The organism is Alcanivorax profundi, from assembly GCF_003597125.1.
Lineage (GTDB): Bacteria > Pseudomonadota > Gammaproteobacteria > Pseudomonadales > Alcanivoracaceae > Alcanivorax > Alcanivorax profundi.
Genome location: NZ_QYYA01000003.1, coordinates 148403 through 169122, shown reverse-complemented (window position 1 = coordinate 169122; position 20720 = coordinate 148403). Strand labels below are relative to the sequence as shown.

Genomic DNA, 20720 nt, shown 5'->3' with positions numbered 1-20720 from the left:
GCAGATCTGCACCGTTTCACCCTCACCCGGGACCCGCTTGAGATCCATGAACATCAAATGCTTGCCTCCCGGCGCCAAGGTGACCGTCTCTCCCGGCGCCACCGTCAAACGGTGCAGGTGACGCATGGCACGGGTGCCATCCTCCCGGGTCACCGTTTCATGCAACATCACGTGCCCGGCAAAATCACTGGTAATGCCCACCACGGTTCTTGGCTGAGCCCCCGCATTGGTAATGGTCAGGTACCCCGCCATGGACGAGGCAACCGGTGGCGCTGCACGCAACCAGGCATCCTTGACTTCAAGTGTTTCGATTTCGCCAGCATGGCCCTGCCCCGCCAACACCAGCAAACCGCCAAGCAGACCCTTAAAGAAGGCTTTTCGCATCGTTTATCACCTCATCAATCTTGAAATCCGCCGGATACAGCTTGCGCACCCGCGCCTGATCGTCCAGCAGATAGATATAGTCACTATGGGTAAACAGGTAATCCTGTTCTTCCTGCCCCTTGATGAAGACCACCCCGTATTGCTCCGCGACCTGCCGAATCTGCTCCAGGCTACCGGTCAGGCCAATCATGTCAGCCTTGAACCAGGGCAGGTATTGCTTCAGGTGCTCGGCTGTATCTCGCTCCGGATCAAAGGTAATGAAAACAGGCTGGAAGCCTTCTGCCTCACCGGCCTCATCCAGTTGCCGATAGACCTGCGCCACCCGGGCCAGTACCGCCGGGCAAATATCCGGGCAATGGGTATAACCGAAGAACAGGACCGAGACCTGGCCCTTCAGGTCCGCGTGGGTATAGGGCTGCCCGTCCTGGTCAGTCAGCGTAAACTCACCCCCCAGGCGAGTATTTACAGGCAGGTCGCTTTCCGGCTTGTCACACCCGGCCAGCAATACCAGTAACAGCATCGGCAGGATGTACGGCAGTTTTCGCATGATCGCTCCGGTTGATATAATCCGCGCCCATTTTGACGCTATTCGACGGTGAGGCAACCCAAAAGGGTGGCCACCATAGATGGAGGTGCCCCTTGGCACGCAAGCTTTTCATCCAGACCCACGGTTGCCAGATGAACGAGTATGATTCCACCCGCATGGTGGATCTGCTCGAATCCAGCCACGGCCTTGAGCAGACAGACAACCCTGATGAAGCGGATGTTCTGCTACTGAACACCTGCTCGATCCGGGAAAAAGCCCAGGAAAAGGTCTTCCATCAGCTTGGCCGCTGGAAAAAGCTCAAGGAAGCCAGACCCGACATGATTATCGGCGTCGGCGGCTGCGTGGCCAGTCAGGAAGGCGACGCCATCCGTGACCGGGCCCCCTATGTGGACGTGGTCTTCGGCCCCCAGACCCTGCACCGCCTGCCCGGGCTGATCACCCAGGCCGCCAGCACCCGCGAACTGGCCATCGATGTGACCTTTCCGGAGATCGAAAAGTTCGACAACCTGCCCGAGCCCAGTGTCGATGGCCCGACCGCGTTTGTGTCCATCATGGAGGGCTGCTCCAAGTACTGCACCTTCTGTGTGGTGCCGTACACGCGGGGAGAAGAAGTCAGTCGCCCGGTACAGCCGGTACTGGCGGAAATCGAACACCTGGCAGAAATGGGCGTTCGCGAGGTCAACCTGCTGGGGCAGAACGTGAATGCCTACCGCGGCCAGGGCGCCAACGGCGAGGTACTGGATCTGGCCGACCTGATCCTGCTAATCCGTGACATCGATGGCATCGACCGCATTCGCTACACCACCAGCCACCCGGTGGAATTCTCGGATGCCCTGATTCAGGTCTACGCCGAAGTCCCCGAGCTGGTCAGCCACCTGCACCTGCCCGTGCAATCCGGTTCTGACCGCATTCTCGCCATGATGAAGCGCAACCATATGGTGCTGGAATACAAGAGCAAATTGCGCAAGCTCAAGCGGATTCGCCCGGATATCTCGTTTAGCTCCGATTTCATCATTGGCTTCCCCGGTGAAACCGACCGCGACTTCGAAGACACCATGAACCTGATCCACGAGATCGGTTTCGATATGTCCTTCAGCTTTGTCTACAGTGCCCGCCCCGGCACCCCGGCAGCCGACCTGCCAGATGACGTGCCCATGGAGGTCAAGAAACAGCGGCTGGCGATTCTTCAGCAACGCATCAACCAGAATGCCCAGGATATCTCCCGCAAGATGGTGGGCAGCACCCAGCGCATTCTGGTCGACGGCTTCTCCAAGAAGGACCCTGGCCAGCTCAAGGGCCGCACCGAGAACAACCGGGTAGTGAACTTCCGCTGCGACGACACGGACCTGATTGGCAAGTTCGTGGACGTCACCATCGCCGAAGCCTACAGCAACTCCCTGCTCGGTACGGACCCACGCAACCCGGGGTAATAGCCACGTTACAAAGCCACCGCACGGCCGATAAACAACACCGGTCCGGTTGGACGATCCCCCGGCGAACCGCCGGGGGGTTCCAGGGTCAGCTCAAACAGCTGCCCGCTTTTCACCTCTCCCACCTGCGATGCAGGAATCACTACCGGCTGGCCCCGCTCCACCAGCCCCAGCGATCGCGGCCCCCTGGCCGGATCTTGGAGGGTCCAGAACTGGACACTGTGCTGACGGGGATACGCCACCTCCTGCAGAGGAATCAGTTGCAGGTCACCTGACGCGGAGACCGTGACTCGCCAACCCGGCGCAGCAGCCTCTCCCGGCGCCTGCAAGATCACCGTGTAGACCGGTGCTGGCTGACGCAAGGGCCCCAACAGCAAGGCCACCACGACCAGCAGGCTTGCACTCACCGTGCGCCACACAACAGGACTCTGCCACACCCACTGCCAACGGGAGGGTGCCACACCTGCCTGACGGGCAATCCGGCGCCACAACCTTGAAGGCAACGGGGCCGGTTCAAGCAGCTCTGCTGCCCCAAGCCAGTGTTCCTGCCAGTGACCGGCCAGCCGCGACGCTTCCTCATCTTGCGCCAGCCAGGCATCTATCTCCTGGCGGCGCTGCGGGTCATGCAATCCCAGCACATGCTCGGCAATCAGTAGCTGCCGTTCCTGCGGATCATCAGGAATCATAGTCGCAAACACTCTTGTAACCCTTTTAAGCCAGATCGAATACGGCTCTTGATGGTCCCCAGCGGCACCGCAAGAGAATCCGCTATCTGCTCATAGGACAGCCCCATGTAGTAAGCCATCAGGATGGGGCGACGACGCTCCAATCGCAGTGTTTTGAGACATTCGATCATCACCTTGCGATCATTGTCTGCCAGCGAGCACTGTTCGGGAGACAATCCCGGATCCGGCCAGCTTTCATCTGGCAGATGACCGACTTCGTAGCGCGATGACCGCCGTTGCTGGTTTAGCAAACGGTAGCGGAGTAATCCGTATAACCAGGCGCGTGCACTGCCCCGCTCATGGCGAAAACGGTGAGCGTTTTTCCAGACCTGTACAAAGGTGTCCTGCAAGGCATCGTCGGCGCAAGCTGACTCACCGGTAAAGCGCCGCGCAAACGCCAGCATGCGCGGCGCCTCATTGAGATAAAGTTGGTGAAAGGCCTGCCGATCGCCACCAGCGCATGCCTGCATCAGGGCATTACCGGCCTCAAGATCTGCGGAGATATCATCCATGAAACGGTTTCCCGAAAGGGTAACGGAGCCCTGATACTCCACCACCCCACGAGAAGACCGTGTCAAGACAGGCTGTGCTTACCGTTACTCCGGGCTGCGCCCAAGATCATCGCTGATCAGTGACACGGATTCCGGAGCAGACTGCATCCAGGTCAGTGACGGCGCCACATCGCCGCCAGCGGAGGACAGAATGTTGTCGAAACGCAGCACCATGCCCTGGGACTTCTCCGCCACATAAAGATGCTCACCGTCGAAGGCAATATCCACAGGGTTGCCCAGCTGGGTGGCACCAACCGCATTATTATCACCGTCATCAATGCGCACCGACACCTCCGTGAGCCCATCGGCACCAGACGCATTGCCAAGCACGTACAACTTGCCATCGGTAGGGTTTGCGCCACTGCCAACATCAGAAAGAATCAGCTGATCGGTTTCTGCCACATGCACGATACCGTGAAGATTTGTGGGGGCGGCAAAGGCCACCCCGCCCTCTGCCGGAGTGATGACCCTGTCAGCTCCCGCACTGCCACGGCGAGTGCTGTACTCGTCGAAGACCGCAACCGAACCATCGGTGAGCGCAACATACAGCCGGTCTTCATCGGGGTCATAATCCAGATCCCAGGGAGCCACACTCAAGGAAGTACTGAATAGAGGGGCCACATCGCCACCGGCCTGAGCACCATAGACCCGCACCGCCGGGTCACCATTATCGGTCACCAGCACCCAGCCCTGCTGGTCCGCTACATCAAATCCTTTGGGCGATGACAATCCGGTGTTGGCGCCCTCAATCAGCCGATCGCGGCTGGCAGCAAACATTTCACCATCACGGCCCGTGGCCAGACGGTTGATCACCGCCAAGCCGGTGTCATAGGTGATGTAGGCGTCGCCCATTTGATTGAACCCCAGGCTTTCGCGATCCAGTCCCGTGGTAAAGCCACGCTGCATGGCGCCCAGATCGAGGTCCAGCACCACGACATCCGGGTCCGAGGGTGACGCTGGCGCATTACTGGTCACCGCAACGCCTGTGAAGCCCGTGCCGCTTTCATCAATGTCAGAAAGGTCTGCCAGCACCGGCTGGTTGACCACCAGCACCAGAGACTCCGGTTTGGTGCTGTCGACGACATTATCCGGCGCCACATCACCCGAATTACCGGAGACCACATTGTTGTAGACCAGCACCGCATCATTGGATTTTTCCGCGATGTACGCCTTGTCGCCATCCAGCACCAGGTCCACCGGGTTACCCATCATCGTGGCCGGGCCAAACAGGGACCGGGAGGGGGTTACCGTGCCATTAGCCGTGGAAGCATTACCAATCACATACAAGCGCCCGTCATCAGCGACTGCAGCGTCACCCACATCCGTAATCACCAACGTGTCGGTGTCCGCCTGGTAGGCAATACCGTGGATATTAGAGACCGTACCGGCCGTATCCGGGGTCAGGGTACGTGACGGGGTCGCCATGAACCCGCCAGCCACATAATCGTCCACGACCACCACCGTGCCATTGGTCATGGCCAGAAACAGCCGATCAGATGGCTCGTCGTATACCAGATCCCAGGCGTTGCCCGCCAAGGGAGTACTGGCCAGCGGAACCGCGTTTTCACCGGCGGCAGTACCAAAGACTTCTATACTGTTGCCACCCAGATTGGCCGCCATGACCAACCCTGCTTCATGGGCAATCGCAATCCCCTTGAGTGTCATAGACCCCGCGGCAGGCAGGGAGCGATCCAGAGTCGAGACCGCAGAGGCATTATCACTGCGCTCCACCACCTTGTGCAGCGCTTGCAGACGGCTCGGGGCGCCACCACTGTCGTTGGCGGCATAGAGGTTCCCCAACAGGTCCAGCGCAATGCCTTCATTGGCATCGGCGTTAAATGTCTGGATCACATTCAGGCGTCCATCCAGCAGATCCACCTGTCCGGCATTGCTGCTGCCGTTATGCATCATCAGCAGTTGATTGCCCGGCTGCTCGCCCGGGAGGGTAATCCGTCCCCGGTCGTTATCGTCACTCCCACAGGCTGCCAGCGCTACCGCCATGGCCAGCGGTGAAAGCCACAAAAAACCTTTGCCGTTCGCATTCATGCGTTGTCTCCTTGATGGATATCAATTCCGGCCCACAGCCGGTTGGTGAGGACCCGAGGTCCTGCTGCTGATACCCGCAGACAACGCCAACGGATGTAACATTGAGTAAGGCTTTGATGGCTTACGGTAAAGCCCTGCGTCTTGGAGCCTCCTGCCGGTTGTTCGAGATTCCCCCCGGCGGGCTTGCTGACGGTCAATACACGCGCTAGCCTGCACCGCGAATTTCGCTTCCCCGCAGCCTGGCTTCGGGGTATTCTGGAAGCCACCGCAACAGCCCGAAGGGCCACCTTTTCCATCTTGGACACACCACTCGCTTCACAGCACATCAGCCTCGAACCGAACGATTCCCGTCGCCTGGCCAGTCTCTGCGGCCATTTGGACGAGCACATCAAGCAGATTGCCAACCGCCTGCACGTGGATATTCATAACCGCGGCAACCAGTTTCATCTGGCCGGCGAGCCGGATCTGGTGGAAGCAGCCCGGGCCATCCTCAACGAGCTGTACGACCAGACCCGTGACGGCACCGAGCTGACCCCGGAAATGGTGCATTTGCACCTGCAGCAATCCAACGTGGCTGACAAGGCCGACAACACCGTCGCCTTTCCCACCGACGAGGTGGTAATTCGTACCCGTCGGGTGCGTATCAAACCCCGCGGCGAACACCAGCGCGAATACGTCAAGAAGGTTCGCCAGCACGACATCAACTTCGGCATTGGCCCGGCCGGCACCGGCAAGACCTGGCTGGCCGTAGCCTGTGCCGTCGACGCCCTGGAAAGAGCCGAAGTCCAGCGTATTCTGCTGGTGCGCCCGGCGGTGGAAGCGGGCGAAAAGCTGGGTTTCCTGCCCGGCGACCTGGCCGAAAAAATCGATCCCTACCTGCGTCCCCTTTACGACGCCCTTTATGAAATGCTGGGCTTCGAAAAAGTGGCCAAGCTGATGGAGCGCATGGTGATCGAGGTCGCTCCGCTGGCCTACATGCGCGGCCGCACCCTGAACAACAGCTTTGTGATTCTGGACGAAGCCCAGAACACCACCCCGGAACAGATGAAGATGTTTCTCACCCGCATTGGTTTCGGCACCCGTGCCGTGATCACCGGTGACGTTACCCAGATTGACCTGCCCCGCCATCAACGCTCCGGGCTGATCAATACCCTGGAAGTCCTGGAAGAGGTGAAAGGTATCGGCATCACCCGATTCGACAGCAAGGATGTGGTTCGCCATCCGCTGGTTCAACGCATTGTAGAGGCCTACGACCGTCATGAACGGGATACCGACCCCGACCGTTGAGATCCAGTGGGCCACCGACGCTCCGGATGCCCCCGACGAAAACCACCTGTGCGAATGGGTGCGCAATGCCAGCCGCGCCGCAGGCGGTGTGGTTGGCGATATTACCTTGCGGATTGTCGATGAGAGTGAAATTCGCGAGCTGAATCGCGACTACCGCGACAAGGACAAGCCCACCAATGTGCTCTCCTTCCCGTTTGAAATGCCGGAAGGATTACCACAGGATGCCATTGACCCTCTGCTTGGCGACATCATCATTTGTGATGCCGTGGTTCGCCGTGAGGCCGACGAGCAGGGCAAAACCCTGGATGCCCACTGGGCTCACATGGTCACCCATGGTGTTCTGCACCTGCTGGGCTATGACCACATTGATGACGATGATGCTGTCGTCATGGAAAACCTGGAAGTTCAAGCGCTTGGCGAACTGGGCTATTCCGATCCCTACGCCGGGCCCGACCATAACACGGAGCAAACCCCCTGATGTCAGACGATTACTCGGATAACGGTACCGGCCGAAGTTGGCTGGAGCGTGTCGGCCAGTTTTTCTCTTCCACTCCAGGAGACCGGAGCGAATTACTGGATCTGATGCGCTCCATGCGCGACAGCGACGTTATCGACGGGGACACCCTCGGCATCATAGAAGGGGCTATTTGTGTGGCCGACATGCAGGTGCGGGAAATCATGATCCCCCGCTCCCAGATGGTCAGTATCAAGGCCAGCTCCGACCCTCGGGACTTTTTGCCAACGATCATCGACTGCGCCCATTCCCGCTTCCCGGTACTGGGCGATGATCCGGACGAAGTGATTGGCATTCTGCTGGCCAAGGATTTGTTACCGTTGATCCTGGAACCGGCCCGTATGGACCGTTTTGCCATCAAGGATCACATCCGCTCGGCTATGGTAGTACCCGAGTCCAAGCGACTGGATTCCCTGCTGCGGGAATTCCGTATCAGCCGCAATCACATGGCCATCGTCGTCAATGAGTACGGTGGCGTGGCCGGGCTGGTCACCATCGAGGATGTATTGGAACAAATCGTCGGCGAAATCGAAGACGAGCACGATATCGAAGAAGACGATTATCTGATCAAGGATCTGGATAACGAGGAATATACCGTCAAGGCGCTGACGCCCATCGACGACTTCAACGAACACTTCAACTGCGAGTTCAGCGATGAAGAGTTCGACACCATCGGGGGACTGGTGATGCAGAAGTTCGGGCGCCTGCCGGGGCGGGATGAAAGTGTCGAGCTGAACGGCTATCAGTTCACCGTACTCAGCGCCGACGGCAGAACAATAAGATTATTGCGGGTCACTCCGCCGGGGGAACAACAGGATGACAACATCGCCAGCGAGGCCGAAAGCTGACACCACCCTCTGGCAGCGTTTGCCCTGGGTCATCCTGACACTGGCGCTCTGTCTGCTGGCGGGCGCCCTGTTCAATAGCGGGCAAGGCAAACAGCCCGCGCTGGAGTGGTACGCGCAAAGCGGACTGCAACAGCTGGAGTGGGACAACTATCTTTCCTGGCTACGCTTCAACGGCCAGGGCGAGCAAGCCCGCCGACTGGAACAACAGCTCAGCCAGAGTGACCGCCACGCCTACGCGGCTGCCCTTTTTGCTCACGATTTTGTTGCCGATAGTGATGCCCGCGCCCGGGATTTCTGGACTGCCTCGCAAAGAGAGCAGTGGAAAACCTTGCGATCGCAAGTCCCCGCACAACTGGCCAGCAGCCCCCTGTATCGCTGGGGGCTGACCGATCAGGCCCCGCGACCGGCCCACTTTTTCACCGCTCCGCTCACCGGCGCCCCGCTCTGGTTGACGCTGCTGGCACTGGCACTACTGGTGCCTCTGGCCGCCCCGCTGGAACAGCGCATCGGTCATGGCAAAACCTTGCTGGTCTGGATTGCCGGCTGCCTGCTTGCCGGTGGCGGCTATCTGCTACTGGCACAACCTGGCCAACTGCCGTTGCATGGTGCTGCTCCCGCCCTGCTGGGGTTATTCGGCGCAGCCATCGCCAGCCAGAAAGCCGCCTTGTCGCTCACGTTGCCCGGTGACAACGGCAAACAATTGACACTGCCCGCCGTCACATTGTGGGCCCTCCCGGCCGCCCTGCTAGGCGCTCTTTCCCTGCAAGCCGACCCTCTGCTTCCTACCCTGTGCGCGGGTATTCTCGCGCTGGCTGGCGGTGCACTGCTGGTTCAGATACTGCTGCCTCGCGAATCCTTTGGGGCCTCCAGCACCGAGGTGACGCCGGTGCTCACCCCGACACAACAACAGGAATTAACCCGGGGGTGGGAAGCCCTCGCCCGGCTTGACGGCGAGGCAGCCGCCAACGCGTTCGGAAACATTCTGGAGAGCGAGCCGCAGCAGTTTGATGCGCTCACCGGGCAATTCACCGCACTGCAACTGGCTCAAGAGGAACTTGCCTGGCAGCACCTGGCCAACACCCTGTTCAGCCACCCCGCTGATGCCCCCGGACAGGCAACCCAGGTCAGCCAATGCTGGAAACAGTTCCGCCAACGCAGTCACACACCCATCGAGACCCAGGCAGGCTGGCAGCTGGTCAAAACCCTGACCCGGGCCGCAGAGTTCCAGCAGGCAGAAGCGCTGGTGGAGCAACTGGATGATCATGAGTCCCGCAAGAGCGCAGTCAGAACCCTGCGCCAGGCGCTGGAAAAGGAAGGACTCTCCCACCGTGCCAAGGCGCTGACCCGCTGACGATAAAGGAATACCCATGTTGAAAAGAATCACAGCCTTCGGCCTGCTGGTAGCAGGTATCAGCGGGTGTAACAGCGCCGACATTCCCCGCAATAATCTACCTGACCGCTACTATCAACCTGCTCCCACCCTCAGTGAGACAACCACGCCCCTCCCGGTCATCAGCATTCGTTATCCCGCAGGGATCGAACCGCAACACCGCGACGCTATCGCCACCCTGTATGCCGACCATACGCCCTACATGGCCAGGATGGCGGATCAGAAAGAACAAAAAATGGTGGCCAAATTCAAACGCCAACTGGACGTCAACCCCAAGGCCTTACAACAGAGTCTGGAAAAAACCAGTTTTTATGCGCTGTACCTGTATCAGGCAATGCAGGACCAGCTTGGCGACAATGCGCACATCGTTCTGGAGCCCACGGTACTGACGCTGGATAGCAACGGCAAACTCAGCCAGGAACGTCCCTACCCCGGGCTGCCCGCAGACATCTGCATGAACTTCCTCAGTTACGTGGATCCGTATTTTCATCCCGGCACCTGGTCCGGTTTACCCGCCACCTACGGCAAGGGCATCGCCCCCATCGTTAGCCTGCGCATGGACCAGGCCACTTTGGCTGACAGTAATGGCCTCTATGCGGCCACAACACGGCTGATGAATGGCACCCAGTCCGTTCAGGCAGACACTCTCGATTGCGACGGTGTGAGTGCCGATGTGTTCTCCTTGCTCAACCGAAGCCAGCACTGGTCGCAAGACAGCAAAACCCATTACAGCACCGTGGTACCACAGCAGTATCCCTACTTCATTCTCAAGATGGATAACTTCGACGAGCGCTTCCCCGCTGCGGATTATCTGAAAGTCTTCGCACTGGACAGTCAGCGTTTGCTCTCTGAGCTACCGTCTTCAGGCAGCCTCATTGGTGCAGCACGGTATGGCCAGTTTATCGCAGGCTTCGATCCACCCCTGGCGCAACGCTGGCAACAGCACTCACTCGCTCCGGGTGATGATCAGGCCCTCGCCGATATCGAATCATTCCGCCTGGCACTGGCCGACTTTGCCGTGGCCAAAAGCCAGGTCCACTTTGATCTGTATCTGGCCACCGATGACTTTCCCGTCAATCAGGCCAAGATTATGGAAGAGGCAAAAATCCTGCGTAACGCCAATCTGCTGACCGGCCTGAAAATCGCAAAAACCGCCTTTATTACCGACCCGCTGAAACTGCTCAACGCGGCCAACGTGAGTGCAGACGAACTGGCCTCCAGCAAAGCCAACCTATACCTGCTCAGTGGTTACAAGGAAACCGCCGTGGCGGCAGCCGGAGTCTCCATACCGGTATCGGCCACCCTGAACGGCAAACCCACCAGCGTCTCGGCAACCTCCATGGAAAGCCTGATTTCACAGCTACAACAACGTTATCGGGACAACCACCCGACAACACAGTGAATCATAGGGGCCCACATCGCTACGCCCCCCAGGCCGCTCTGTACTCCGCCACCTGCTGCCGCAACCGGGCGTCGCGGCAGTGGCTTTCCACGAAGCGCAGGTACTGCTCCGCCTTGCCAGCGAGCCCGAACTTTTCGGCCAGCGTCCGGGCCAATAGTAAGTAGGCATTCCCCAACTCGGAAAACTCCGGGTGGCGCTCGTGCATTTCCTTGAGCAGGTTGACCACCAGTTTGGGATCAAGGTCATACAGCCCCCGCGCCAACACCCATCGCAAGCCAGGATCGCCCGGCAACCACTGCGGCTGACGTTGCTGCTGTTCGGCGATCAGTTGCCGGGCAGCGGACCAGTTCTCCGCGCTCACCAGCGCATCCAGATAGGGCTCGGCATTGGCCCGACGCTCATCCTCACGCCCCAGCACCTGCAACAACCGATCCAGACGCTGCCAGTCGGCCACGGTGGCCTTTTTGGTTTTCACGATCTTGGCAGTGCTGAGCAATACCTTGTCGTAACGCCCCGCGCATAGCTGTACGTTTTGGCGTCGAGCGGCCAGTGGGGTGGTCACTCTCGCGCTCCCGGTATTGATGCCCCACAACCGCCCATGGCGGCCCAGCATTTCGCCGCACAGGGCCGCCAACGATAACCACCAGACAGCCGCGAGCACACCGCCCAGGCTCTGTACAAGCGGGCTTGGCATAACGTCTACCGCCACCAGTAACACAGCCCCCACCAGCAGCCCGCCGACAGAGGCCAGCCCCGCTGCCACGGCGTAGTCACGGGGCACACTCACCAGATAGGTGGGCGCCGCCGCATAAGAGCCTGGCTCAGCCCCCTGCACCTGGATCGCCAACCACAAGGCTGGCACCAGCAACAACAACAGAGCCCCAACCACCAACCCCACCGGGACAGAGAAAAACAGCATCAGTGCCCCGGCCAACAGCAGGACCAACAACGCCGGGGCCGCTTGCAACAAGGCCCCTTTCCAACCCAGCCCTGAGGACAACGCGTCCCAGCCAGGGACAGCCACCACCGCCCGCCCACGGCGCGGATGGGTCCGGGCAGCCATGATCGCCTGCCCGAACCCGAATGCCGGCACGCCGCCCAGCAAGGTCAAGGCGAGCAGCTCAGGCACCGGCGGAATCAAGGCGGCCACCAGCCCCCAGACCAGCAACACAGGCAACAGCACTGGAGTGAAGGGCAACCGCAGGCAACGCTCCAGTTGTTGCCAGAGCGGGCCACCGCCCGACTGCCCGGTGGCCTCCACATCCTGGTTACACAGAAGGCAGCGGGCTTCTACCAGATTGTCTTCCCGGCCATCCACACACTGCTGACATAGAAACAGACCATCATGACGACAAAACCAGAGCGCCTCCGTGGCCGGATGGTACTTGCATGGCTGATTCACTATGATGCCCCCAAAGCCGCCACAGCCCTTTCAGGCCTGGGCCAGTTGAAAGTTCAACTGCCCCCCGGCGGTTGAACGTTATTATGTCCGCTACTTTATTCAATCCATTGCACAGACTCTACCGTTGGCCGCCAGGCGGCTATAAAACAAGGATACCCATGCGTGACCGTCTGCTGGCCCTGATTGCCGGCCTGCTATTTCCGCTTGCCTTTGCGCCCTACGACCTCTGGCCGCTGCTGCTGGTCAGCATCGGGGCCAGCTTCTGGAGCCTGCGTCACGCCCCCAGCGCCCGTGAAGCCATGCTGCGTGGATGGCTCTACGGACTGGGCCTGTTCGGTTTCGGAGTAAGCTGGGTGCATGTCTCCATGCACGACTACGGCTACATGCCCCTGTGGATGGCAATCCCCTTTACCGCTGTCTTCGCCGCCTTCCTGGCACTCTTCAATAGTCTGGCCTTCTACGCCAGCTGGCGTCTGGGACGCTCCGCACTGGCGTTTGCTGGCTGCTGGCTGCTGATCGACTGGTTCCGTGGCTGGTTCCTGACCGGCTTTCCCTGGCTCTATGCCGGCTATGCCCTGATCGACACTCCCTTTTCCCCACTGGCGCCTTTGGGCGGGGTCTGGTTACTGACGCTAAGCGCGGTCCTGCTGAGTGCCGCCACAGCGGAATGCGCACAGGCCGGGCGACCACGATGGACGGCGACCGCTTCCATCCTGGTTATTCTGGTGCTGACAACCGTTTCCCATGCGCTGTCGTTTACCCGGCCCGCCGGTCCCAACCAAAAAGTGGCACTGGTACAAGGCAATATCCCGCAGGATCTGAAATGGCAGCTCTCCATGCGCGAGCGCACCCGCGAGATCTACCAGGATCTCACTGCTGGCATCCCGGCGGGACATCTGGTGATCTGGCCGGAATCTGCACTCACCGAGTTCTACCAAACCCTTACTGACTTCGTGGAACAGGAAGGACAGCTGCTGGCCGACCGAAACAGTGGTTTTATCACCGGGATTCCCTGGCGCACGCTGGGGGATACCGGAGTGACCTACCACAACAGCATTGCCTCCATCCCGCTCACAGATGACGCGGGTCAGGAACGGGTCTACCACAAACAAAAACTGGTGCCCTTTGGCGAATATGTCCCTATGCAGTCGCTGATTCGTGGCCTGATCCCGTTCTTCGATTTACCCATGTCGGGCTTTACCGCAGGCAGCCCGGAGCAGCCCAATCTAAGCGCCTTGGGCCACACCATCGCCCCGTTTATCTGCTATGAAATTCTCTACCCTGAACTGGTGGCGCAGCGCAGTCATGGCGCCGATGCGCTGATCACCATCAGCAACGACGCCTGGTTCGGCACCTCTGCCGGCCCCCTCCAGCATTTTCAGATGGCTCGCATGCGCGCACTGGAGACCGGCCGCTGGCTGTTACGCGGCACCAACAACGGAGTCACCGCGGTGATTGACCATCACGGCAAGGTCGTGGATGAGCTGCCCCAGTTCACCCGCGATGTGCTCTACAGCCACTACCAACCGCGAACGGGAGTAACCCCGTTCATGGCCACCGGTGTATGGCCATGGCTGTTGGTATCCGGGCTGCTGATCCTGGCTGGCTGGGCACTGAGAATGAAAAGCCCCACCTAATATCTCTTTATGGAATAAGCTTATAACCATATTTGACATCCGGCCCGCAATCGCCTGAAAATAAGGCATCCGATCTTGTCCGACGACCTACGGAGATCCCATGTCCCGGCCCGATGTCACTGCTTTTTTCGATCAGGACACCCATACCGTCAGCTATGTGGTGGCCGACCCGGAAACCCGTCACTGCGCCATTGTGGATTCGGTGCTGGATTACGCTGCCAACGCCGGCCGCACCTCCTGTAGCGGCGCCCAGCGCATTGTCGATTTCGTACGTGAGCAGTCCTTGACCGTGGAATGGCTGCTGGAAACCCATGTCCATGCCGACCATCTCTCTGCTGCGCCCTGGCTACAGCAGCAATTGGGCGGCAAGCTGGCCATTGGGGAACACATCCGCACGGTGCAGGACACCTTCGGCAAGACCTTTAACGCCGGCAGTGACTTCGCCCGGGACGGCAGTCAGTTCGATCACCTGTTTCAGGATGGAGAGACCTATCGGGTCGGCAATCTCCAGGCCAGGGCCCTGCACACGCCCGGCCACACCCCCGCCTGCATGAGCCATGTCATCGGCGATGCGGTGTTCGTGGGCGACACCCTGTTCATGCCCGATTACGGTACCGCCCGTTGTGACTTCCCCGGCGGTGATGCCCGTACCCTGTATCGCTCTATCCAGACGCTAATGGCCTTGCCCGACGCCACCCGCATGTTTCTGTGCCACGACTACCTGCCCGACGACCGCGACCATTTCATTTGGGAGACCACCGTGGGCGAACAGCGCCAGCACAACATTCATGTCCACGACGGCATCAGCGAGACCGAGTTCGTGACCATGCGTGAAACCCGCGATGCCAGCCTGGACATGCCGCGACTGATTCTGCCATCGGTACAGGTCAACATGCGGGCAGGCCATCTACCGCCGGCAGAAGACAACGGCGTGCAGTACCTCAAAATTCCATTGAACCTGTTTGCCGCCCAAGGATGAGATCGGCGCCACAACTGCGTAAGCTGATCGCCTCCGACAACTAACGGCACCGCTATCAAGGGAAACCTATGACCGATTTCAAGAAGCTGACCGACACCCTTTTTGTCTCCGCCCAGCTGCGCCCGGAAGACATGCAAGCCGTCGCCGATGCCGGCTTCCGCACGGTGCTCAACAATCGCCCGGACGGGGAAGGTGAAGACCAGCCCAGCAGCGCCGAAATGGCCGCCGCCGCGGAAGCAGCAGGGTTGGAGTACGCCCACCAGCCGGTGGTCGGCAGTAACATCGCCGAAACAGACATTGATGGCTTCGACGCCATCGTCTCACTGGCCGACACGCCGGTACTGGCGTTCTGCCGCACAGGCACCCGCTGCACCACCCTGTGGGCACTGAGTCAGGCCGGGGAGCAAGATAACCAGAGCATCCTGACTACCGCGGGCCAGGCCGGCTATGACCTGAGCAAACTGGCCGACCGCCTCGACCAGCGCCGGGGCCAGTAATCCATGCCGCGAGCCCTCCGACTGCTGCGCTGGCTACCGGCCAGCGACTGGCTGGCTCGCTACAGCAAGGACGATGCGACGGGGGATGCCATTGCCGCCCTGATCGTCACCCTGCTGCTGGTGCCCCAGGGCCTGGCGTATGCCCTGCTGGCTGGCATGCCCCCGGAAACCGGGTTGTATGCCAGCATGCTGCCTCTGATCGTCTACGGACTGTTTGGCACCAGCCGGGCACTCTCGGTAGGCCCCGCCGCCCTCACCTCCCTGATTACCGCCTCTGCCGCAGGGGCCATCGCCGCAGGCGACCCGGAACGCTTCCTACACGCTGCCATCGGCATGGCCTTGCTCTCCGGCCTGATCCTGGTCGTCATGGCGGCCCTGCGCATGGGCTGGCTGACCAACCTGCTTAGCCACCCGGTCATTCTCGGCTTTGTCAGCGGCTGCGCCATCGTGATTGCCGCCAGCCAGCTCCGTCATCTGCTCGGCATTGATGCCCATGGCGAGAACCTGATCCAGCTGGGGTTCAACCTGTTCTCCCACCTTAACGAGACCCACTGGCTCACGGTCGCCATCGCGACGCTTGCCATCATCTGCCTGGTGCTCCCCAAAAAACTGGCCGGGGCTCTCAAACGCGCCTCTCTGCCCCACTGGCTCGCCGCTTTTCTGAGCAAGTCCGGACCGGTTCTCGCAATGCTGGTGACGACGGTGCTTTGCCTGTTGCTACAGCTGGACCAGCAGGGGCTTGCCGTGGTCGGCACCATCCCCGGTGGACTGCCACAACCGGCACTGCCCCGGCTCAGCCAGGACGAATGGCAGCAGGTGCTGATGCCCGCCCTGCTGCTGGCGCTGATCGGTTTTGTGGAATCCATCTCCCTGGCCCAGGCCCTGGCCGCCAAACGCCGCGAACGCATCAATGCCAACCGGGAGCTGCTGGGCCTGGGGCTGGCCAATATGGCCAGTGGCGTATCTGGCAGCTTTGCGGTGACGGGCAGCTTTTCACGCACCACCGTCAGCTTTGACGCAGGTGCCCGCACCCCGATGACCGGCCTGCTGGCCGGGCTTGCCATGGGCGGCGTTGCCCTGTGGTTTACCGGCGGGTTTACCCACGTTCCACAAGCCACCCTCGCCGCCATCATCGTCATGAGCGTCATTTCGCTAATTGAATGGCGGGAGCTGAAACACCTGTGGGAATTCAGCCGCCCGGACTGCCTGGCCATGGCGGCCACCCTGGCCGGGGTGCTGTTGATCAATGTCCAAACCGGTTTGCTGATCGGCGTGGTGCTGTCACTGGGCCTGTTTCTGTGGCGTACCAGCCAGCCCCACGTGGCAGAAGTCGGGCTGGTCCCCGGCACCCATCACTTTCGCAATATTGATCGCCACGACGTGGAGCGTCAGGCACACCTTCTCTCCATTCGCGTGGATGAATCTCTCTGGTTTGGTAACGCCCGCTCGCTGGAAGACCTGCTCTACGATCGCACCATGGCCAGGCCAGAGGTGCGCCATCTGGTGCTGATGTGCTCCGCAATCAATCATCTGGATGCCAGCGCCGTGGAAAGCCTGCAAAGCCTGAATGCCCGGCTGGACGCCGCCGGGGTGCAGCTGCATCTCTCGGAAGTCAAAGGCCCGGTCATGGACCTGCTGAAAAAAACCGGGCTGGAAAGCGAGCTGAGCGGCCAGATATTCCTGAGCCACTACCTGGCCGTAGAGGCTCTGGGCTAGCGAATCTTCACCGCCACGCCCCACTCCGGACCTGAAACCCTGTTGGCCAATTGCGCTCTTCAGAGATACCGCAAGTGGTACCACACCAACGCCAACCATTCGTACCAGATTTCCGGCACCATGGAGAGAGCCCCGGCAGACGGTCGCCAGGCCTGCTTTGGCAAGCGCTTTTGCCAGGCGGCCTGGGCCAACACCCCCTGACTCTGGAAACACAGCAGGGCACGGGGAAGGTGGGTACGGTCGCTCACCAGGATAATTTCATCCACCCCCCTGGCCGCCAGCAACTCGGCACTGTTGACCGCGTTTTGCCAGGTATTGCGACTTTGACCTTCCTCAATCACCTCGAGGGCAGGCCAGCGCCGGCGTACCTGTTCCGCCATCAACGCGGCTTCCGTGGGCTCCCCATCCGCCTGCGGAGCCTGGTTAATGCCACCGCTCACCAACAATGGCAGCCCATGCTCGTTGGCCAGACTCGCCGCCAGCTGCAATCGACGCAGGCCCCGTGTGGTGAGGGAGAACTGGCCGTTCTGGCGTCGGCGCCCCGCCCCCACCACCACCACGGCTTGAGGAGAAATGCCAGTGTTGCGACGCGGCAGCGGTGGCAACAGCCCCCTCACCACCGCAGGCAGGGTCGCGCCCACCAGCACCATCAACGCCAGCCAGGTCAGCCCCATGCCAGCCATCCACGTCCGGGGCCTGAGAGGAATGCCAAATGACACTCAGACCATTGAGAAATCCACGCCAAGCTCATGTATCCTATGTCTCCTTTGCCGGCAACCTCTGGATAGTGTGGCCCTGTTGGCCAGCCAAAGGTTCCGACCCCGTACACCCGTTGTTTTTTTGATCAGTAAAGAGACCCGATGGACGCACAGTATCGCCCCGATCAGATCGAAGCCCAAGCCCAGCAGTACTGGGAGGATAACCAAAGCTTCAAGGTCACCGAAGAGGCCGGCAAGGAAAAGTTCTATTGCCTGAGCATGTTCCCCTACCCTTCCGGTCGTCTGCACATGGGCCATGTGCGCAACTACAGCATCGGCGATGTGATCAGTCGCTACCAGCGCATGCAGGGCAAAAACGTGCTGCAACCCATGGGTTGGGATGCCTTCGGCCTGCCTGCCGAAAATGCGGCCATCAAGAACAAGGTGGCCCCGGCCAAGTGGACCTTCGAAAACATCGATTACATGAAGGGCCAGCTAAAGCGTCTGGGTTTCGGTTACGACTGGGACCGCGAACTGGCCACCTGCACGCCAGAATATTATCGCTGGGAACAATGGTTCTTCACCAAGCTGTACGAAAAAGGTCTTGTGTACCGCAAGCAGTCCACCGTGAACTGGTGCCCCCACGACATGACCGTGCTGGCCAACGAACAGGTGATCGAAGGTTGCTGCTGGCGCTGTGACACCCCGGTGGAGCAGAAGAACATCCCTCAGTGGTTCATCAAGATCACCGATTACGCAGACGAACTGCTCAACGATCTGGACCAGCTGGATGGCTGGCCCGAGCAGGTCAAGACCATGCAGCGCAACTGGATCGGTCGCTCGGAAGGGGTCGAACTTGAATTCGCCATCGACGGTGAAGACCCGCTGCGCGTCTACACCACCCGTCCGGACACCCTGATGGGAGTGAGCTACGTAGCCGTGGCCGCCGGTCACCCACTGGCGCAGAAAGCTGCCGCCAGCCGTGCTGACGTAGCCGCCTTTGTGGAAGAGTGCCAGCACACCAAGGTGGCCGAAGCCGACATGGCCACCATGGAAAAGAAAGGCATCGCCACCGGCCTCACCGCAACTCATCCGATTAGCGGAGAGCCCGTGCCGGTATGGATCGCCAACTTTGTCCTGATGGGCTACGGCACCGGCGCGGTGATGGCTGTGCCAGCTCATGACCAGCGCGACTTTGAATTTGCACAGAAGTATGACCTGCCCATCACCCAAGTGATTGAGCCTGCCAATGGTGAAGCCATCGACCTGGCTGAAGCCGCCTTTACCGAAAAAGGCCAGCTGGTGAACTCCGGTGAATTCTCCGGCAAGACCTCCGCCGAAGCCTTCGACGCCATCGCGGCCTGGCTGAGCGAGCGCAACCTGGGCGAGAAGAAAGTGAACTACCGCCTGCGCGACTGGGGCGTCTCCCGTCAGCGTTACTGGGGCGCTCCCATCCCCATGGTAGAAACCGAAGACGGTGAACTGCACCCCACCCCCGCCGACCAGCTGCCGGTGGTACTGCCCACCGATGTGGAAATGGATGGGGTGAACAGCCCGATCAAGGCCGACCCGGAATGGGCCAAGACGACATTCAATGGCCAGCCAGCCCTGCGCGAAACCGACACCTTCGATACCTTCATGGAATCCAGCTGGTACTACGCCCGCTACTGCTCACCGCAGAGCGATCAGGCCATGCTGGACCCCGCCGCCGCCAACTATTGGCTGCCGGTAGACCAGTACATTGGCGGTATCGAACACGCGATCCTGCACCTGCTGTATTCGCGCTTCTTCCACAAGCTGCTGCGTGATACCGGCCTGGTGGACTCCGACGAGCCGTTCAAGCAACTGCTGTGTCAGGGCATGGTGCTGAAAGACGGCGCCAAGATGTCCAAGTCCAAAGGTAACACCGTGGACCCGCAGGAGATGATCGAACAGTACGGTGCTGACACCGTACGTCTGTTCATCATGTTTGCCGCACCGCCGGAGCAATCACTGGAATGGAATGATTCCGGCGTCGAGGGCGCGTCCCGTTTCATCAAGCGCCTTTGGCGACAAGTGGCCGACCACGTGGAAGCCGGTCTGCCCGCTGCGCTGGATCTTGGCGCCCTGGACGACAACGCCAAGGCGCTGCGTCGCAAGACCCACGAAACCATCCAGAAGGTCAGCGATGACTTCGGTCGCCGCCACACCTTCAACACTGCCATCGCCGCCGTCATGGAACTGATCAATGAAGTCAGCCGTTTCGACGGTCTTGGCGAGTCAGACCGCGCGGTGAAACACGAGGCACTGGAAGCGGCCGTGCTGCTGCTTGCCCCCATTATACCCCACGCAGCCCACGCCCTGTGGCAGGCCCTTGGGCATGATGAGACCGTACTCACCGCCGGCTGGCCCACCGTGGACGAAAGCGCCCTGGTGAAAGACAGCATCGAGCTGGTAGTACAGGTGAACGGCAAAGTGCGCGCCAAACTGAATGTGCCGGCCACTGCCGATAAGGAAGCCGTCGAAGCCCTGGCGAAAGATGAGCCCAACGTGCAGAAATTCACTGAAGGCAAAACCATTCGCAAGGTTATCGTCGTCCCCGGCAAACTGGTTAACATCGTCGCCAACTGAATCGCAGGGCGGATATCGGCGTTTGCCGCGCTCCGCCCCTGTGTCGCTGGTCTGTGT

General features: G+C 60.3%; 17 protein-coding genes and 1 pseudogene. 11 read left to right on the top strand and 7 right to left on the bottom strand.

The window, feature by feature from the left end; all coding sequences use genetic code 11:
- Positions 1 to 30: 30 nt before the first annotated feature.
- Both D4A39_RS18850 and D4A39_RS10740 read right to left on the bottom strand, forming a co-directional pair.
- Positions 31 to 252: pseudogene (locus tag D4A39_RS18850) on the bottom strand (copper chaperone PCu(A)C); the annotation flags it as partial.
- Between the two features lie 112 nt (positions 253 to 364).
- Positions 365 to 931 (bottom strand): SCO family protein, encoded by a 567-nt coding sequence (locus tag D4A39_RS10740; RefSeq protein ID WP_119918089.1) that lies wholly within the window; start codon positions 929 to 931, stop codon positions 365 to 367.
- 92 nt (positions 932 to 1023) lie between these two features.
- Here D4A39_RS10740 and miaB point away from each other — a divergent pair, with 92 nt between their 5' ends.
- On the top strand, positions 1024 to 2361 hold the full coding sequence (miaB, locus tag D4A39_RS10735) for a tRNA (N6-isopentenyl adenosine(37)-C2)-methylthiotransferase MiaB (RefSeq protein ID WP_022986855.1): 1338 nt from the start codon (positions 1024 to 1026) through the stop codon (positions 2359 to 2361).
- An 8-nt stretch (positions 2362 to 2369) separates the two neighbouring features.
- Here miaB and D4A39_RS10730 read toward each other — a convergent pair whose 3' ends face one another.
- The 3 genes from D4A39_RS10730 to D4A39_RS10720 form a co-directional block, all read right to left on the bottom strand.
- Complete coding sequence (locus D4A39_RS10730) at positions 2370 to 3059, bottom strand: anti-sigma factor (RefSeq protein WP_199699454.1); 690 nt, start codon at positions 3057 to 3059, stop codon at positions 2370 to 2372.
- Positions 3044 to 3598, bottom strand: a complete 555-nt coding sequence (locus tag D4A39_RS10725) for an RNA polymerase sigma factor (RefSeq protein WP_119918088.1) — start codon at positions 3596 to 3598, stop codon at positions 3044 to 3046. Before D4A39_RS10725 ends, D4A39_RS10730 begins: the two co-directional genes overlap by 16 nt.
- Positions 3599 to 3682: 84 nt before the next feature.
- Positions 3683 to 5683 carry a YncE family protein gene (locus D4A39_RS10720; protein WP_119918087.1) on the bottom strand — a complete coding sequence of 667 codons (2001 nt, stop codon included), beginning with the start codon at positions 5681 to 5683 and terminating at the stop codon, positions 3683 to 3685.
- Positions 5684 to 5980: 297 nt separating this feature from the next.
- Between D4A39_RS10720 and D4A39_RS10715 the strand changes: the two genes are divergently transcribed.
- From D4A39_RS10715 to D4A39_RS10695, 5 genes are read left to right on the top strand one after another with little or no spacing between them, the layout of a single operon-like run.
- The gene (locus D4A39_RS10715; RefSeq protein ID WP_031227158.1) at positions 5981 to 6970 is read left to right on the top strand and encodes a PhoH family protein; all 990 of its coding nucleotides are present in this window, start codon (positions 5981 to 5983) and stop codon (positions 6968 to 6970) included.
- Positions 6942 to 7448, top strand: a complete 507-nt coding sequence (gene ybeY / locus D4A39_RS10710; RefSeq protein WP_022986850.1) for an rRNA maturation RNase YbeY — start codon at positions 6942 to 6944, stop codon at positions 7446 to 7448. The genes D4A39_RS10715 and ybeY overlap by 29 nt, the downstream gene beginning before the upstream one ends.
- Positions 7448 to 8332, top strand: a complete 885-nt coding sequence (locus D4A39_RS10705; protein ID WP_022986849.1) for a CorC family transporter — start codon at positions 7448 to 7450, stop codon at positions 8330 to 8332. The genes ybeY and D4A39_RS10705 overlap by 1 nt, the downstream gene beginning before the upstream one ends.
- On the top strand, positions 8301 to 9683 hold the full coding sequence (locus D4A39_RS10700; RefSeq protein ID WP_119918086.1) for a rhomboid family intramembrane serine protease: 1383 nt from the start codon (positions 8301 to 8303) through the stop codon (positions 9681 to 9683). The genes D4A39_RS10705 and D4A39_RS10700 overlap by 32 nt, the downstream gene beginning before the upstream one ends.
- A 16-nt stretch (positions 9684 to 9699) precedes the next feature.
- Entirely contained in the window at positions 9700 to 11124 is a 1425-nt protein-coding gene (locus tag D4A39_RS10695) for a hypothetical protein (protein WP_022986847.1), read from the top strand.
- Positions 11125 to 11143: 19 nt separating this feature from the next.
- Here the strand turns inward: D4A39_RS10695 and D4A39_RS10690 are convergent, their stop codons facing one another.
- The gene (locus D4A39_RS10690) at positions 11144 to 12526 is read right to left on the bottom strand and encodes a B-box zinc finger protein (RefSeq protein ID WP_119918085.1); all 1383 of its coding nucleotides are present in this window, start codon (positions 12524 to 12526) and stop codon (positions 11144 to 11146) included.
- A 158-nt stretch (positions 12527 to 12684) separates the two neighbouring features.
- Between D4A39_RS10690 and lnt the strand changes: the two genes are divergently transcribed.
- From lnt to D4A39_RS10670, 4 genes are all read left to right on the top strand, one after another.
- Positions 12685 to 14163, top strand: coding sequence for an apolipoprotein N-acyltransferase (lnt, locus tag D4A39_RS10685; protein ID WP_022986844.1), 1479 nt, complete (start codon positions 12685 to 12687; stop codon positions 14161 to 14163).
- 100 nt (positions 14164 to 14263) lie between these two features.
- Entirely contained in the window at positions 14264 to 15142 is an 879-nt protein-coding gene (locus tag D4A39_RS10680; protein ID WP_102790759.1) for an MBL fold metallo-hydrolase, read from the top strand.
- 68 nt (positions 15143 to 15210) lie between these two features.
- Positions 15211 to 15639 carry a protein tyrosine phosphatase family protein gene (locus tag D4A39_RS10675; protein ID WP_102790758.1) on the top strand — a complete coding sequence of 143 codons (429 nt, stop codon included), beginning with the start codon at positions 15211 to 15213 and terminating at the stop codon, positions 15637 to 15639.
- 3 nt (positions 15640 to 15642) lie between these two features.
- Positions 15643 to 17355 (top strand): SulP family inorganic anion transporter, encoded by a 1713-nt coding sequence (locus D4A39_RS10670; protein WP_119918084.1) that lies wholly within the window; start codon positions 15643 to 15645, stop codon positions 17353 to 17355.
- 59 nt (positions 17356 to 17414) lie between these two features.
- On the opposite strand, the gene D4A39_RS10665 is transcribed toward D4A39_RS10670, so the two are convergent.
- Positions 17415 to 18029: a YdcF family protein gene (locus tag D4A39_RS10665; protein WP_022986840.1), complete on the bottom strand. Its 615-nt coding sequence runs from the start codon at positions 18027 to 18029 to the stop codon at positions 17415 to 17417.
- A 186-nt stretch (positions 18030 to 18215) separates the two neighbouring features.
- Here D4A39_RS10665 and leuS point away from each other — a divergent pair, with 186 nt between their 5' ends.
- Positions 18216 to 20663, top strand: a complete 2448-nt coding sequence (gene leuS / locus D4A39_RS10660; protein WP_022986839.1) for a leucine--tRNA ligase — start codon at positions 18216 to 18218, stop codon at positions 20661 to 20663.
- Positions 20664 to 20720 lie beyond the last annotated feature (57 nt).

Coding starts and splice junctions, on each gene's coding strand:
- D4A39_RS10740 (WP_119918089.1), bottom strand. CDS start 931: ATGCGAAAACTGCCGTACATCCTGCCGATGCTGTTACTGGTATTGCTG.
- D4A39_RS10725 (WP_119918088.1), bottom strand. CDS start 3,598: ATGGATGATATCTCCGCAGATCTTGAGGCCGGTAATGCCCTGATGCAG.
- D4A39_RS10720 (WP_119918087.1), bottom strand. CDS start 5,683: ATGAATGCGAACGGCAAAGGTTTTTTGTGGCTTTCACCGCTGGCCATG.
- ybeY (WP_022986850.1), top strand. CDS start 6,942: ATGAACGGGATACCGACCCCGACCGTTGAGATCCAGTGGGCCACCGAC.
- D4A39_RS10705 (WP_022986849.1), top strand. CDS start 7,448: ATGTCAGACGATTACTCGGATAACGGTACCGGCCGAAGTTGGCTGGAG.
- D4A39_RS10700 (WP_119918086.1), top strand. CDS start 8,301: ATGACAACATCGCCAGCGAGGCCGAAAGCTGACACCACCCTCTGGCAG.
- D4A39_RS10695 (WP_022986847.1), top strand. CDS start 9,700: ATGTTGAAAAGAATCACAGCCTTCGGCCTGCTGGTAGCAGGTATCAGC.
- lnt (WP_022986844.1), top strand. CDS start 12,685: ATGCGTGACCGTCTGCTGGCCCTGATTGCCGGCCTGCTATTTCCGCTT.
- D4A39_RS10680 (WP_102790759.1), top strand. CDS start 14,264: ATGTCCCGGCCCGATGTCACTGCTTTTTTCGATCAGGACACCCATACC.
- D4A39_RS10675 (WP_102790758.1), top strand. CDS start 15,211: ATGACCGATTTCAAGAAGCTGACCGACACCCTTTTTGTCTCCGCCCAG.
- D4A39_RS10670 (WP_119918084.1), top strand. CDS start 15,643: ATGCCGCGAGCCCTCCGACTGCTGCGCTGGCTACCGGCCAGCGACTGG.
- D4A39_RS10665 (WP_022986840.1), bottom strand. CDS start 18,029: ATGGGGCTGACCTGGCTGGCGTTGATGGTGCTGGTGGGCGCGACCCTG.
- leuS (WP_022986839.1), top strand. CDS start 18,216: ATGGACGCACAGTATCGCCCCGATCAGATCGAAGCCCAAGCCCAGCAG.